Genomic DNA, 15,218 nt, shown 5'->3' on the forward strand with positions numbered 1-15,218 from the left:
AATTATGTGGTACGAAATATTCAAATTTGAACTAAAATATAGAGTTAAAAGACCTGAAACTTATGTGTTTTTTGTGTTTTTATTATTGTTTTCAATTGTTGGTGTCGATTTTGTTTTTCAAGGAGTTGAAATTGGACTTGTAAAGAAAAATGCACCGTTAGTTATAGCGAAAACAATGGGAGCTATTACAGGAATTTTTATGATTATGGTATCTATGATTATGGGAGTTCCAATTTTACGAGACTTTCAATATGATACTGAAGTTTTGTTATTTATCAATCCATTAACCAAGCGAGATTATCTATTAGGCCGATTTTTAGGCTCTTTTGTAGTATTACTATTCATTTTTAGTGGTTTATTATTTGGTATGATGCTAGGTTCACAAATGCCCTGGCATAAAGAAGAAGAAATGCTTGTTTTTAATGTGTTTTCTTATATTCAAACATTTAGTGTGGTGGTGGTGCCAACCTTGTTTTTTGGTGCTTGTACTTTCTTTGTAACCGGAATGCTAAGTAAAAAACTATTAGTAGTATATACACAAGGAATTGTATTGTTTGTGTTGTTTTTATTGACTAAAGCCATTACAAATGAATATTTACAAGGTCTTTTTGATCCGTTTTCTTTAACTACACTAACACAGTTTTCTAAAAATTGGAGCGTTGAAGAACGTAATTTATTAAGTATTTCATTTAGCAATATTCTTTTACATAATAAGCTTTTATGGAGTGGGTTAGGAGTAAGTGTGCTACTTTTAGGCTATAATAGGTTTTCATTTACAACACTTACAAAACAAACAAAAAAAAGAAAAAAATCCAGACAAAAACTCTCAAAAACAGTAAATGAAGTTCAAAATATTATAATTCCCAAGATATTGGTTAAAAATGATTTAAAATCTAAATGCATTCAGTTATTTGAATTATCAAAATTTTATACATTCTCTCTTTTAAAAGAAACTTCTTTTTGGGCAATTATTATTTGCGGTATTATCATTATAGCTGTTAATTCTGTGAGTTTAGGAACCGTTTATGGGGTTGATAGCTATCCTACAACGTATTTTATAATAGCAGAATTACAAGAAATGTCGATGTATTTTTTCATTATTTTATTACTTTTTTATTCAGGAGAACTTGTTTGGAAAGAGCGAACTATAAAGCAATATGTTTTAAATGATAGTACCGCCATACATAATTTAATTCCGTTAGCAAGTAAATTTTTAGCATTAGTGAATATTTACATCGTTTTAATGTTAAGTTTAATTGTTACAGGCATACTATTTCAGTTAGCAAACGGGTATTATGAATTAAATTTAGGTGTCTATTTTTCTGGTTTTTTTATTGAAATTTTACCTTTTCTAATACTCTACACCTTCATTACTTTTTTCTTTCAGGCAGTGAGTAAAAACAAATTTATTGGAATCTTTTTAACGCTTATTTTTATAATAATCAATGTAAGTTCAGCGTATTTTGGCGTTAAAAATAGCTTGTATAAATTCGGAGGAAAATCACTTGGAATATATTCTGAAATGAATGGTTATGGGCATTTTTTACAACCCTATTTATGGATAAAAATGTATTGGATAGTATTCGGAATCCTACTTTTAACAATAAGCTCGTTACTTATACAAAGAGGTACAGAAACAAGTTTGTGGCTACGAATAAAACATTTAAAATATGAAATAACAACAAAACCTGTTTTAAAAATATTAGTATCGTTTTTTATACTATTTCTGTTGTCAGGAACTTATATTTTTTACAATACAAATATTTTAAATACATATTGGTCTGATACTAAAGAACTAGAGTTTAGAGCTAATTATGAGAAAAAATTAAAGTCTCTAGAGTATTTTCCACAACCAAAAATTACCGATGTCAATTTAATTGTTGATTTGTATCCTGCAAAAAGGAGCTATCAAATTACGGGGACTTACACACTTAAAAATACTACTCAAAAGCCTATAAATGAGATTTATATTCAGAAATTAATAGCGTCTCATGTTTCATTAAAAAATGTTGTTTTTGATAGGGAAGTGGTAAAAAACTCAAAGTATAGCGAATTTGATTATACAATTTATAAGCTGAAAAGTCCCTTACAACCAAATGATATTGTAAAAATGACTTTTGAACAATCATATACACCTAAAGGTTTTGAGGATGATAATTCAGATACTCAGTTTGTTTATAACGGAACTTTTTTTAATAATAATATTTTACCTACGTTAGGTTACAATCTTAAATATGAATTAAAAGATGAAGATGAACGTTTAAAATTCAATTTGTTACCAAAAAAAAATAAAGCTAGCATCCATGATGAAAATGAACTGTTAAATGCCAGATCTGGTGGTGATTCTGAAGGAATTAATTTAGAAACAATTATTAGTACTAGTAAAGCTCAAACAGCTATTACATCTGGTAAACTACTGAAAAAATGGACAGAAAATGACCGTAATTATTTTCATTATAAAACAAAACAACCGATTATAAACTTTTATTCTATTGTTTCTGCTGATTATGAAGTAGCTAAGGACTCATGGAAATCATCAAATTCAAAAACAAAAAGCGTTGATTTAGAGGTGTTTTATCACAAAAATCACACCTATAATATTGATAGAATGCTATTAAGTATGAAAAAATCCTTGTCATATTTTTCGACTTATTTCAGTATGTATCAATATGAACAATTGCGCATTATGGAATTTCCTCGTTACAGAGAATTTGCACAATCATTTCCAAATACAATTCCGTTTTCTGAAGCTATGGGGTTTATTTTAGATATTGATGATAAAGAAGATGTAGATATGGCATTTTTTATAACGGCACATGAAGTTGCACATCAATGGTTTGGTATGCAAATAGAGGCTGCTAATGTTCAAGGACGTAATTTTGTTTTAGAAACTTTATCTCAATATGCTGCTTTAATGGTATTTAAAGAGCAGTATTCTAAACAAAAAGTAGAGCAATTATTAGATTTACAAAAAGAGATATATGAAGAAAAAGGAAGAAGAGCTACACATGAAATTTCTTTAGTATTAGTTGAAAATCAAGATTTTGTTTATTATCACAAAGGAATACTAGCCATGCATAAATTAACAGAGTTAATAGGAGAGAAGCAAGTAAACAAAGCCATACAAAGTTTTATAAATGATTGGAATAGTTGTGATGGGAAAATAAAGATGAATACCAAACATTATGCAACCTCTAAAGATTTATTAAAATATTTTAAAGATGAAAGTACTGAAGACAAGCATGCTATAATTCATGATTTGTTTGAAACTACAAAAGAGATGTAAAATGTTTAAAAAAAAATATTTATTAAGTTCTATCTATCATACATTTAATGATATATAATTTCGTGTAAAATAAATTTTAATTTAACAAAAAAGTAAAGTTTATAGTTTACATTTGTTTCTATAAATATATGCCTATGTAACATCATTTTCTTTAAAACGCCACGAGCATAATTAGTGTTTAATTTTTGCTAAAAGTAACTTGGACTTGTTGTGGCTAATATCCAAGAAAAATTATTTATCTAAATAACTTAAACAATTAAAGAAAATGAAATTATTAATCTTAAAATTTTTTTCTATAGGTGTAGTAAGCTTAATCCTTATAGGAAGTTCATTAAATAATACTGATACAATAAAAGTTGAAGCAGATTATGATGGGTTTGATGAAGAAGTAGGTTATATATTTTCTTTTACTTCAGATGATGAATTTGAGTCTATTATTTTTGAAGAAGTTAAAGAAGAATATATTAAAAAATTTAATCTACAAGAAGAAACTTCCATAGGAAAAAGGTTTGAAGTTACTTATACTGTAGTAGAAATTAAAAATGAAGACGATTTTACATTCAAGTATATTTTAAAGTCTTTAAAACAAATTAAATAACAAATAATAACCTGCCTCTTATTGAGGTAGGTTAACTTTTATAAAATGTATAACTATAACACAATTATTCAGGTTTTTATATTAGTAGCTGTACTATTAACTGTAGCAAATATTACTAAAAGATTAACTAAAAAGTACACAATTAAAAATTCGATAGAACCAAACAGACGTAAGCTAATTCTAAATGTGTTCTACCTAATCTACGTTTTATCAGCACTCTTTGTTTTATTATTAATCTTAGGTATTGAATTTAAACAATTTGGTGTTTTTGCATCTTCTATTTTAGCTGTTTTAGGTGTAGGTTTTTTCGCTCAATGGTCTATGTTATCAAATTTAACAGCAAGTGTTATACTTTTCTTTTATCACCCTATGAGAATAGGTCATACAATAAGAATACTGGATAAAGAATACGATTTAACAGGAGAAATTAAAGACATTACAGCTTTTTATGTTTTACTTCATATTCCTGAAACTAAAAAGAACATTACAATTCCTAATATCATTATTTTATATAAAGGAATAGAGCTAATAGGTAAAGAATAATCGACTGTTTTACAGTTGATTATTTTTTTCTAAAAAAAAATAAAAAAAAGTTTTTCATATCGAAAAAAAGAATATATTTACCGCATCTTATTAGATAAGTCAAATGTTACGTTTTGCTTATTTCGTTGGTAATTTTTCTTTGAAGACAGAAAATTATCTTGTGTTTTGGAAACATAGCGAAAAAATTAAGGTGTCTTCTTTTCTACTTAAAAATTCTTTACAATTAAACTTTGACAAACAAAGTGGTGATTGTATGGCATTACGAGTCTAAGCATTCAATTTTTATTTCACGGCAGGTATTATAATTAGATCACAATTGTTGATGTGATCCTTTATTTGCTAGAATTTACTTAACCAATATTGATTTATATACATCAATAATTTGTTGAGAATGGAATTCTACACCCAAAATTTAAATAAAAATGAATATAAAATATATAGACTTAATAGAACAAACTTTTGATTTTCCGCAGCAAGAGTTTAAAGTAGAAAACGGTTATCTACAATTTCATGATATTGATTTAATGCAATTAGTAAAAATGTATGGAGCTCCATTAAAATTTACGTATTTGCCTAAAATATCTGAAAACATTATTAATGCAAAAGAATGGTTTAATAACACCATTAAAAAACTCAATTACAATGGTAAATATCACTACTGTTATTGTACAAAAAGCTCACATTTTAAGTATGTACTAGATGAAGCTTTAAAGAATGATATACATATTGAAACATCGTCAGCTTTTGATATAGATATTGTAAAATCTTTAAAGAAATCAGGAAAAATTAAAGAAGATACTTATGTTTTATGTAATGGTTTTAAACGCGATCAATACATTGCTAACATAGTTAGTTTAATTGATGGAGGACATAAGAATTGTATCCCTATCATAGATAATTATGAAGAGTTAGATTTAATTTTAGATGAAACGAGTAGTAAATTTAATATTGGTATTCGAATTGCATCAGAAGAAGAGCCAAAATTTGAATTTTACACTAGCAGATTAGGAATTGGATACAAAGATATTACAACTTTTTACGAGAAAGAGGTTGCTACTAATCCGCAAGTTGATTTAAAAATGCTCCATTTTTTCATCAATACAGGTATTAAAGACAATGCTTACTATTGGAATGAACTAACTAAATGTTTAAAAGTATATATAGCGTTAAAAAAGATTTGTCCAACCTTAAATAGTTTAAATATTGGCGGTGGTTTTCCTATAAAGAACTCATTAGCTTTTGATTATGATTATGAGTATATGATTGAGGAAATTATGGGGCAAATTAAAATAGCTTGTGACGAAGCAGGGGTAGATACTCCTGATATTTTTACCGAGTTTGGAAGTTATACTGTTGGTGAAGCTAGTGGAGGAATTTATGAAGTTTTATATCAGAAAAAACAAAACGATAGAGAAAAATGGAATATGATAAATTCATCATTTATTACAACACTTCCAGATAGTTGGGCTATAAATAAACGTTTTATCATGCTTCCTATTAATAAATGGAACGATAAATATGAAAGAGTTTTATTAGGAGGGTTAACTTGTGATAGTGATGACTATTACAACTCTGAACAACATACAAATGCTATTTATTTGCCAGTTTATAACAAAAAAGAAACCTTATACATAGGCTTTTTTAATACAGGGGCTTATCAAGAGTCTATTGGTGGTTTTGGAGGATTACAACATTGTTTAATACCAAATCCTAAACATGTTTTAATAGACAGAAACGAAAACGGAGATTTAACAACACAATTATTTAAAGAACAACAAAAAAGCGAAGAATTTTTATCAATTCTTGGTTATTAAAAAATATAATAAAATGGAAAAAAGAAATTATGCAGGAATACCAGATCAATATGCAAAATTAGAAAACGCATCTGTAGTTATATTACCAGTACCATACGATAATACCAGTACATGGCAGAAAGGAGCAGATAAAGGACCTGAAGCGTTTTTAGATGCATCTGATAATATGGAACTTTATGATATAGAAACTGATAGTGAGGTTTATAAAGAAGGAATTTATTTAGCTGAAGCTGTTACAGAAAATAGATCTCCTGGAGCTATGGTTGAAGCAGTACATGAAGCAACTAAAAAATATATTAATAAAAAGAAGTTTGTAACTATAATTGGAGGAGAACATTCTATATCAATAGGTACGGTAAGAGCTTTTGATGAATGCTTTGACAATTTAACTGTATTACACATTGATGCACATGCTGATTTACGTAAAGAATATGAAGAATCTGCATATAATCATGCTTGTGCAATGTACGAAGCTAGTTTAAACACTAATTTAGTTCAAGTAGGAATTCGAAGCATGGATAAATCAGAAAAAAATTCTATGAATTTAGACAAAGTTTTCTTTGCTCATGATATGGCTGTTAATGATTATTGGATGGAAGATGTGTTAGATCAATTAACAAATAATGTTTTTATTTCATTTGATTTAGATGCTTTTGATCCTTCTATTATGCCAAGTACTGGTACACCAGAACCTGGTGGTTTATTATGGTATGAATCACTTGAGTTTTTAAAACTTGTTTTTGAGCAAAAGAATGTAGTTGGTTTTGATATTGTTGAACTATGCCCTAATAACATAGATAAATCATCAGATTTTTTAGCTGCAAAATTATATTATAAAATGTTGAGCTATAAGTTTTCATCTATCCAAGAAGATGATGAAGACGAGGGATATACAAAGGAAGAAAATCCTGTGATATTGAAAATTAAAGACGACGATTTTAACGAGGAATACTAAAATGGATATAGAGGTAATTGCTTATCACTTAGAAAGAAGGTTTGATTTATCTTTTATAAGAAGTCTTTTTCCTAAACTTTCATTAGTAAAAAGAGAACATACATTTCTCTTATATGAAAGAGCCGAAAACTCATATGTTTATATTAAAGATTATGGAAGCATCGTGTTTTTCAATTGTGATGAAAGCTATATTAAAACAACTATTTGTAGCATTTTAGAGAAAGAGGTTCATCTTAAAAACTTACCTTCTGAGTTCTATAACTTATCTGAAACAAACACAACTGATGTAGATTTTGGATATATAGAAGTGGAAGTCTTAAATATAGATACAGTACATATAGTATGTTTAAATCTAGCTCAATCTGTAGCATTGATGAATTATGTAGATAAAACTTCTGATTTGCACGATAAAACATTGACTTATTCAAAACAATTAGAAAAAACAGGAAGCTTCAAATTATCTAAAAATAAAATGAGAAGGTTTATAGGTAAAACAATGAATTTAAAAAACAGTATTGCTGAAGATTTATTTGTTTTTGAAGCACCAGAAGTGGCATGGAATACCAAAGAACTATCTCTTTTAGATTATAAATTAAGAGATGAATTAGATGTTGTAAAAAGACATCATGGAGTAGTAAATAGTTTAAACGTAATTAAAGAGAATTTAGATCTTTTTAGAGACATTATGAATCATAAGTATAGTAGCATGTTAGAATGGATAATAATCATTTTAATTCTATTAGAAGTAATGCAAATGTTTTTCTAATTAAAACTAAACACAAATTAAAAGACAACAAAAAAAATGAATACAAATACACACCCAATATCAGAGTTTATTGAAAAATACTTTTTACACTTTAACGCAGCTTCTTTGGTAGATGCTGCCAAAGAGTATGAAAATCAAATAGAAAAAGGCTCTAAAATGTTAGTATCATTAGCAGGGGCAATGAGTACAGCAGAAATTGGAAAAATATTTGCAAATGTAATTAGAGAAGAAAAAGTACATATTATTTCATGTACAGGTGCAAATTTAGAAGAAGATATCATGAATTTAGTAGCACATTCTCATTACAAAAGAGTGCCTAATTATAGAGATTTAACTCCGCAAGATGAATGGGATTTATTATTAAAAGGATTGAACAGAGTTACTGATACTTGTATTCCTGAAGAAGAAGCATTTAGACGTTTACAAAAGCATATTTTTAAAATATGGAAAGATGCTGAAGAAAAAGGAGAACGCTATTTTCCACACGAGTTTATGTATAAACTTTTGTTATCAGGTGTTTTAGAAGAGTATTATGAAATTGATATTAAAGATTCATGGATGTATGCAGCTGCTCAAAAAAACTTACCAATGGTGGTTCCAGGTTGGGAAGACTCTACTATGGGAAACATTTTTGCTTCCTATGTAGTAAAAGGAGAGCTAAAAGCATCTACAATGAAATCGGGTATTGAGTATATGACTTTCTTGGCCGATTGGTATACTGAAAATTCAGAAAATGGAATTGGTTTTTTTCAAATAGGAGGAGGAATAGCTGGTGATTTTCCTATTTGTGTGGTACCAATGTTGTATCAAGATTTAGATAGAGAAGACACTCCTTTTTGGAGTTATTTCTGTCAAATTTCTGACTCAACTACTAGTTATGGTTCGTATTCAGGAGCCGTACCTAATGAAAAAATAACTTGGGGAAAACTAGATATAGATACTCCTAAGTTTATTATTGAAAGTGATGCAACCATTGTAGCACCTTTAATTTTTGCTTATTTACTTAAAATGTAACAAAATGAAAAGAGTAATTGTTACTTATGAGAAATTGACTACTAATATTTTAGAATTATTAGTAGAAAAATATCCTTTTGGTTTTGATTATAAAGATGTTATATCTTTTAAAAATTCTAAAGGAGAGCTCGTAAAAGCTGTACAAGTTAGTACAGAGGATACTGTGTATTTAGTGAAAATAAGCACTAGACTAGAAAAAAAGATGGAAACTTTTAATGATGATGACTTTTCATCTGATGAAGACAACATAGATAGTTACTTAGATAACAATTTTATTGGAATATGATATACTATAGTACAGAGCAACAAATCACTTCTAAGGGCGTTTACGCCGGTTATAAAGAAGGGTATTATGTTTTTATTCTAGATAATAATGATATAGTAGATTTTGAACAAATTAAAAAAGCATTATTAATTCAGTTTGATCTTAAATCGGAAAAGTTAAAAGGTCATCGTTTTGAAATAGAATATAAAGTTATAGTTGATGATATAGACGATGAAGATTTTATTATCTTGAAATTAAACAATTTAAAATTATTATAGGAAATGTATTCAAATTTTCATGTATCACTACCTTGTAAGGATATAAATAAAACAATACAATTTTACACACAAGAATTAGGAATTGAGATTGGAAGAAATAATTCTGAATGGGTTGATTTTAACTTATATGGATGTCAGTTAACATTTGTTTTAGCGGAAGATTTTAAATTTCAGTATCCGTTTTATGTTTTAGATAATGAGAAATTACCTTCGTTTCACTTTGGAGTTATTTTAGAGAGTGAAGAATGGGAAGATCTTCATGATAAGATTAATAGATGGTCAACAGATACAATTGTTAAGAAAACTTTTTTTGAAGATAAAAATGGTGAACAAAGTTCATTTTTTGTTATTGATCCGAATGGATATCATATAGAATTTAAAACATTTAAAGAGCATGATGAAATATTCATGTAAAACAAAATAAAATTATGAGTATAGTAGATCTTTTTGAGTCTAGTGTTCATAGAAATAATATGGCACATTTTTCAGCAATCGTTAATATCGCCTTAGTTGATGGTGAATTAAATTCTGATGAACAAGTAATAATAAATCGTTTTGTTAAAAAACTTGATATTACACAAGAGGAGTATAAAGAAGTGTTCAAAAATCCCTCTAAATACCCTATAATTCCTCAGAATGGTATTGATGATAGATTAGAACGTTTGTTAGATTTATTTAAAATTATTTTTTCAGATCATAAAATTGATAAAGAAGAAAGCACCCTAATTTTAAGATATGCAATTCAATTAGGTTTTAATGAAGAGTATGCAAAAACTTTGATACAAAAATCAGTAAAACTATTTAAAGCGGATATCGAATTTGATGATTATAAAAAAATTCTAGCTTTAATCTAATAATTAGTTTAAGAAGGTGTATGATGAATTTCATACACTTCTTAAACATTAAAATTCATAAAATCAATCAACATATAAAATGTTATTTTTAAATTTCTTTTTGGTTGCAAACACAAGTAATACTGATATGTTAAACATTGTTTTCATATGCTTTATGGTTGTAGTTGCAGGAGTCTTATTAAAACTTTTAAAACAGCCCTACATTATTGCCTACATGATTACAGGTATACTTATAGGTAAACAAGGATTAAAAGTTATTACCGATGAAGAACTTATAAAAGTTTTAGGAGAGTTTGGCTTGGTATTGCTGTTGTTTTTCATAGGAATGGAAATAAACGTTTCTAATATTTTAAAACAATGGAAAACAGCGGTATTTGGAACCATATTTCAAATACTTGGGAGTGTTTTTTTCGTTGGACTGATAGGTGTTTACTTAGACTGGAATATCAGTAGAATTATAATTTTAGGTTTTATTATTAGTTTAAGTAGTTCTGCTGTAGTGATTAAAATGCTACAAGATAACAAAGAAAGTGAAACTCCCATTGGACAAAACATTATAAGCATATTATTAATGCAAGATATTTTTATTGTTGCAATGCTAATAATATCTAATTACCTCGGAGGTCAAGTTCCAACTACCAAAGAGATTACTTTGCAAATAACTGGAGGTGTGTTTATGATTGGTTTAATGATTTGGGTATTAAAAAAGAAAGAGTTTACTATACCTATAATAAAAAACTTAAAAAAAGATCATGAGTTACAAGTATTTATAGCTTTAATATTTTGTTTTGGTTTTTCTACAATGACTTCCTTTTTTGGGTTATCAGCAGCATTAGGAGCATTTTTAGCAGGTATGTTGGTAAGTGCAGCAAAGTATACTGATTGGATTCATCATAGTCTTCATGCTTTCAGAGTAGTTTTAGTAGCTATATTTTTCTTATCAATAGGTATGCTTATCGATTTATCTTTTTTCTTAAACCATTGGAAAATTGTGAGTTTATTATTAATTTCAGTGTATTTAGCAAATCACTTAATTAATTCTATAGTTTTATTTTACTTTGGTAGAAATTGGAAAAATAGTATTTATGGCGGAGCGTTATTAGGACAAGTAGGGGAGTTGGCCTTTGTGTTAGCCACTACTGCCATAACCACAAATGTAATATCTGATTTTGAGTATCAATTAACAGTAATAACTATTGCATTAACGCTGTTTATAAGTCCTTTATGGATTTTGATTACAAAAACATTAATCAATCGAAAAAACAAATCAAATTAACAACTCTTACAATGAAAAATATCTTAATCCCTTACGATTTCTCTGAGGCAGCATTAAATGCTTTAAACTACACAAAAAAGTTTTTTGAAGGTGAAAACATCAATGTTTTTTTGTTAGATGTATATATTGGAGAAAGATCTAACTTATTAAGTGCAGAATACAATGAGAAATGGTTTAGTCAAATGGATGATGAAATTGAAGATGAACTAAAATATTTAGTAGATATATTGAATTCAGAAAATAAAGGATTCATATACCATTCTATAGTAGATTCTAATTCACTAACCAATGCTGTAGTAGAAACAATTTCAGAAGAAAAAATTGACTTAGTGGTTTGCGGTACTAAAGGAGCTAAAAGTTTGGCACAAACATTTATAGGAACCAATACTATCAAAATAATTAATGCAATTGACAATACCCCTGTATTAGTAGTACCTACAAATTACAAGTATAAAAAAATAGATAAAATTATTTTTTCAACCAATTACAAAAGAATGTTTTCTAAAACAGAATTAAAAACTTTGGTAAAGTTTAGTGAACAAAAAAATTGTGATATAGAAATAGTAAACCTATCTGTTGAAGAGGCATTAACTAACAAACAAAGAACTCATAAAGTAAAATTAAGAGAGCTACTGCAAGATGTAAACTTTAGATTTAAAAAGTTAGACTGGAAAGAATCTGAATCTAATACTATTCAAGAATATGTTTTAGAGTCTAATGCACAGCTTTTAGTGTTTATAAATCATCACTATAATTTTTTTAATAAATTATTAAGTGAAGATGTAATTAAAAAAATAACATTTACGAGTAATATTCCTTTATTAATTTTACCAGAAGCCTAATGAAATCAATAACTTATACAAAAGAATTTTACATTGCTATTGCACATCTTTTTTATTCTTTTTCTATGATTGATAAAAAAATGACGATTCAGGAAAAGAAAGAAATAGTTTGGGCTATCAAAGAAGAATGGGCTACCAATGAATATGGATTTGATAGTGAAGAACTCATTTATGAAACAATGAGAACACTCATAAAAGATAAAATTTCTGCCGAAAATGCTTTTGAAAACTTTAAAGCTTTCTTTTTAGCTAATGAAACCTTTTTCTCTAAAGAGGTTAATTATGAACTTTTAGAAGCTTGTCATAAAATTTCAGATGCTGAAAATGGTAAGAATAAATCTGAATTAATTTTGTTGGCTCAACTTCATAAATTATTTCAAAAAATCACTAAATAGTAATCTGATAATGAGGTTTTTTGTTGAACAAAAAAATAAAGGAGAAATACCAGGAAAACCTATTTTTATAGGAACACAAAAGCAACATAAAGTTGAAATTAATTTAATTGCTTACGATGATGAAAAATACACAGAAGTAGAAATTACCGATATAAATGAACTATCGAAGTATGTAGCTAATTATAAGAATGTTTGGATAAATATTGACGGTATACATGATGTTGAATTGATTAAAAATATCTGTAATTTATATAATATTCATACATTAATTGTTGAAGATATTGTAAATACAGGACTCAGATCAAAATCAGATATTGATGAAGATTATATTTTTACTGTTATTAAAATGCTGTTTATAGATAATGAACAAACACTTCATGCTGAGCAACTTTCAATGTATTTAATAGAGAATGTATTATTAACATTTCAAGAAAAAAAAGGAGATGCATTTGATAAAATAAGAGAACGTATTAGAAATAAAAAAGGAAGAATAAGAAGTAATAACCCTAGTTATTTAAAGTACTGTTTATTAGACGTAATAGTTGATAATTATAACAATTTAGTAGAATTATTTGGTGAAAATATAGAAGATTTAGAAGACCGAATTTTATTAAATCCGAATAAAGATATTCTTGAAGATATTAATAAAAATAAAATAGAATTAAATTATTTTAAAAAGAATATTAGACCTGCACGAGTAACAATTGGAAATTTTAAAAACAATAAATCACCTCTAATAACTAAGCGTGAACAATTGTTTTATAATGACTTAAATGAATTAATTGGTAGGGTATATGATACATTAGAAAACTATAAGAACATGTTAAGCGAGCAATTAACTGTGTATTCTACAAATGTAAATTATAAGTTAAATGAAATTATGAAACTACTAACCATTTTTTCAGTAATATTCATTCCAATTACTTTTATTGTAGGTGTTTACGGTACAAATTTCAATAATATTCCTGAACTTAAATTAGAGTATGGTTATTTTTTAATGTGGGCAGTAATTGTTTTTATAATAGTAGCTATGCTAATTTTCTTTAAAAAAAGAAATTGGTTTTAAATTATTTAGCAAGAATAGTAGTTTTTTAAAGTTTATGATATTATGTAAAATAGAAAAATCATTTTTAAAAAATTAATTAAAAGTGCTGGATAAATCAATGATTATCCTGCATTTTTTGTGTTTGCTGAGAATCGCGTATTTGAAAATTTATGTATGAATATGTACAGAATATGAAATTCTCATGACTTTAGTTTTTTACATAAAAAGTTCCACAAAAAAGATGTAAATTTATAAAAATTGAATTTCTAGTTATGACAGAAAGACAAAAGAAAAGAAGAAAGAAAAAAATATTGCAGGAGTTTTTAACTTTTATAGCACTATTAATAGGTTTTATAATTTTTATTTTAATTATAATTTTTGCTGATATAAAAGTTATATGGAGTTTAGCTTTCATTGCTATTTTAATTACAATAGGAAAAGGGCTCAAAACAGAATAAAAATTCAAAGTTCAATACTTTTTTAACGTTCGCTGAGAATCGCGTATTTAAAATTTTCTGTACAATTGTACAGAATATTAAATTCTCACAAATCTGAATTTTAGACTAGAATTATTATAAATATCTATTTGTTTTCATATCTATGATGAAAAATAAATGAGCTGTCTTATTTTTGTCATCTATTTTTTATAAATCTCGAATTTTGTTAGATAAAAGATCACAATTACCCCAAGTACAATTTATAGATACAGATTATTTTATTTTCTGCTTAGAAGCTGTTGAAGATGTGGAAATGAATGAGGTTACAGATACACAAAAAAAACTGGAAGAATTAACCATGAATCATGGTATTGCTACCATTCATAAAACTTGTGATACCATTGAAGGTTTGGAAGAAAGTTTAAATACTTTGGTTTTAGATGACCATAACTTTAAAAATTATGAAATTATTTATTTAGTAATTACTGGAGAAAGAAATAATATTTGCTTAAATGATTATTATTATAGTTTACAGGAAGTTGCAGAAATTTTTGAAGGACGTTTAAACGATAAAATCTTACATTTTTCTAATGCAAAAGCACTCGATTTAGAAGAAGAAGAATTCCAATATTTTTTAGATATTACTGGAGCAAAAGCTATTTCTGGTTACGGTAATGAATTCAATGGTATTTCTAGTTCAAATCTTGATAGCGTGTTTTTTAACTTATTTAAAGAAGATGATGACATGCTAAATGTTGTTGAAAAATTATATCAAAAGCATTATAAACTGTGTACATTGCTTGATTTTAGGTTGTATTATTAGAACTAAAGCTTAATAACATAAAGATAA

At 27.0% G+C, this 15,218-nt stretch carries 17 protein-coding genes; all 17 read left to right on the forward strand.

All coding sequences use genetic code 11. The annotated features are described in order from the left end of the window. The first annotated feature begins 4 nt into the window (after positions 1 to 4). The 17 genes from EYW44_RS11500 (at position 5) to EYW44_RS11580 (ending at position 15,191) form a co-directional block, all read left to right on the forward strand. Positions 5 to 3,286, forward strand: a complete 3,282-nt coding sequence (locus EYW44_RS11500) for an ABC transporter permease/M1 family aminopeptidase (protein WP_132723815.1) — start codon at positions 5 to 7, stop codon at positions 3,284 to 3,286. 265 nt (positions 3,287 to 3,551) lie between these two features. After that, positions 3,552 to 3,884 (forward strand): hypothetical protein, encoded by a 333-nt coding sequence (locus tag EYW44_RS11505; protein WP_132723816.1) that lies wholly within the window; start codon positions 3,552 to 3,554, stop codon positions 3,882 to 3,884. Between the two features lie 45 nt (positions 3,885 to 3,929). Next, positions 3,930 to 4,427 carry a mechanosensitive ion channel domain-containing protein gene (locus EYW44_RS11510; RefSeq protein WP_132723817.1) on the forward strand — a complete coding sequence of 166 codons (498 nt, stop codon included), beginning with the start codon at positions 3,930 to 3,932 and terminating at the stop codon, positions 4,425 to 4,427. A gap of 422 nt (positions 4,428 to 4,849) precedes the next feature. Further along, positions 4,850 to 6,241, forward strand: coding sequence for an arginine decarboxylase (locus EYW44_RS11515; protein ID WP_132723818.1), 1,392 nt, complete (start codon positions 4,850 to 4,852; stop codon positions 6,239 to 6,241). A gap of 13 nt (positions 6,242 to 6,254) precedes the next feature. Continuing rightward, entirely contained in the window at positions 6,255 to 7,196 is a 942-nt protein-coding gene (speB, locus tag EYW44_RS11520; protein ID WP_132723819.1) for an agmatinase, read from the forward strand. Position 7,197: 1 nt separating this feature from the next. Continuing rightward, positions 7,198 to 7,962 carry an RMD1 family protein gene (locus EYW44_RS11525; protein WP_132723820.1) on the forward strand — a complete coding sequence of 255 codons (765 nt, stop codon included), beginning with the start codon at positions 7,198 to 7,200 and terminating at the stop codon, positions 7,960 to 7,962. Between the two features lie 36 nt (positions 7,963 to 7,998). After that, positions 7,999 to 8,976 carry a deoxyhypusine synthase family protein gene (locus EYW44_RS11530; protein WP_132723821.1) on the forward strand — a complete coding sequence of 326 codons (978 nt, stop codon included), beginning with the start codon at positions 7,999 to 8,001 and terminating at the stop codon, positions 8,974 to 8,976. 4 nt (positions 8,977 to 8,980) lie between these two features. After that, complete coding sequence (locus EYW44_RS11535) at positions 8,981 to 9,262, forward strand: hypothetical protein (protein WP_132723822.1); 282 nt, start codon at positions 8,981 to 8,983, stop codon at positions 9,260 to 9,262. Beyond that, the gene (locus EYW44_RS11540; RefSeq protein ID WP_132723823.1) at positions 9,259 to 9,519 is read left to right on the forward strand and encodes a hypothetical protein; all 261 of its coding nucleotides are present in this window, start codon (positions 9,259 to 9,261) and stop codon (positions 9,517 to 9,519) included. The genes EYW44_RS11535 and EYW44_RS11540 overlap by 4 nt, the downstream gene beginning before the upstream one ends. Positions 9,520 to 9,522: 3 nt before the next feature. After that, positions 9,523 to 9,933, forward strand: coding sequence for a VOC family protein (locus tag EYW44_RS11545; protein ID WP_132723824.1), 411 nt, complete (start codon positions 9,523 to 9,525; stop codon positions 9,931 to 9,933). A 14-nt stretch (positions 9,934 to 9,947) separates the two neighbouring features. Next, entirely contained in the window at positions 9,948 to 10,373 is a 426-nt protein-coding gene (locus tag EYW44_RS11550; protein ID WP_132723825.1) for a TerB family tellurite resistance protein, read from the forward strand. 79 nt (positions 10,374 to 10,452) lie between these two features. Then, positions 10,453 to 11,649 (forward strand): cation:proton antiporter, encoded by a 1,197-nt coding sequence (locus tag EYW44_RS11555; protein ID WP_132723826.1) that lies wholly within the window; start codon positions 10,453 to 10,455, stop codon positions 11,647 to 11,649. Between the two features lie 11 nt (positions 11,650 to 11,660). Beyond that, positions 11,661 to 12,491 (forward strand): universal stress protein, encoded by an 831-nt coding sequence (locus EYW44_RS11560; protein WP_165872208.1) that lies wholly within the window; start codon positions 11,661 to 11,663, stop codon positions 12,489 to 12,491. Then, positions 12,491 to 12,886 carry a hypothetical protein gene (locus EYW44_RS11565; protein WP_132723828.1) on the forward strand — a complete coding sequence of 132 codons (396 nt, stop codon included), beginning with the start codon at positions 12,491 to 12,493 and terminating at the stop codon, positions 12,884 to 12,886. Before EYW44_RS11560 ends, EYW44_RS11565 begins: the two co-directional genes overlap by 1 nt. Positions 12,887 to 12,896: 10 nt before the next feature. Then, a complete protein-coding gene (gene corA, locus EYW44_RS11570; RefSeq protein WP_132723829.1) occupies positions 12,897 to 13,952 on the forward strand; it encodes a magnesium/cobalt transporter CorA in 1,056 nt (351 codons plus the stop codon). Between the two features lie 251 nt (positions 13,953 to 14,203). Beyond that, a complete protein-coding gene (locus EYW44_RS11575) occupies positions 14,204 to 14,389 on the forward strand; it encodes a hypothetical protein (protein WP_132723830.1) in 186 nt (61 codons plus the stop codon). A 202-nt stretch (positions 14,390 to 14,591) separates the two neighbouring features. Further along, entirely contained in the window at positions 14,592 to 15,191 is a 600-nt protein-coding gene (locus tag EYW44_RS11580) for a DUF6642 family protein (protein ID WP_132723831.1), read from the forward strand. Positions 15,192 to 15,218: the final 27 nt, after the last annotated feature.

The organism is Tenacibaculum sp. M341, assembly GCF_004337695.1.
Taxonomy (GTDB): Bacteria; Bacteroidota; Bacteroidia; order Flavobacteriales; family Flavobacteriaceae; genus Polaribacter.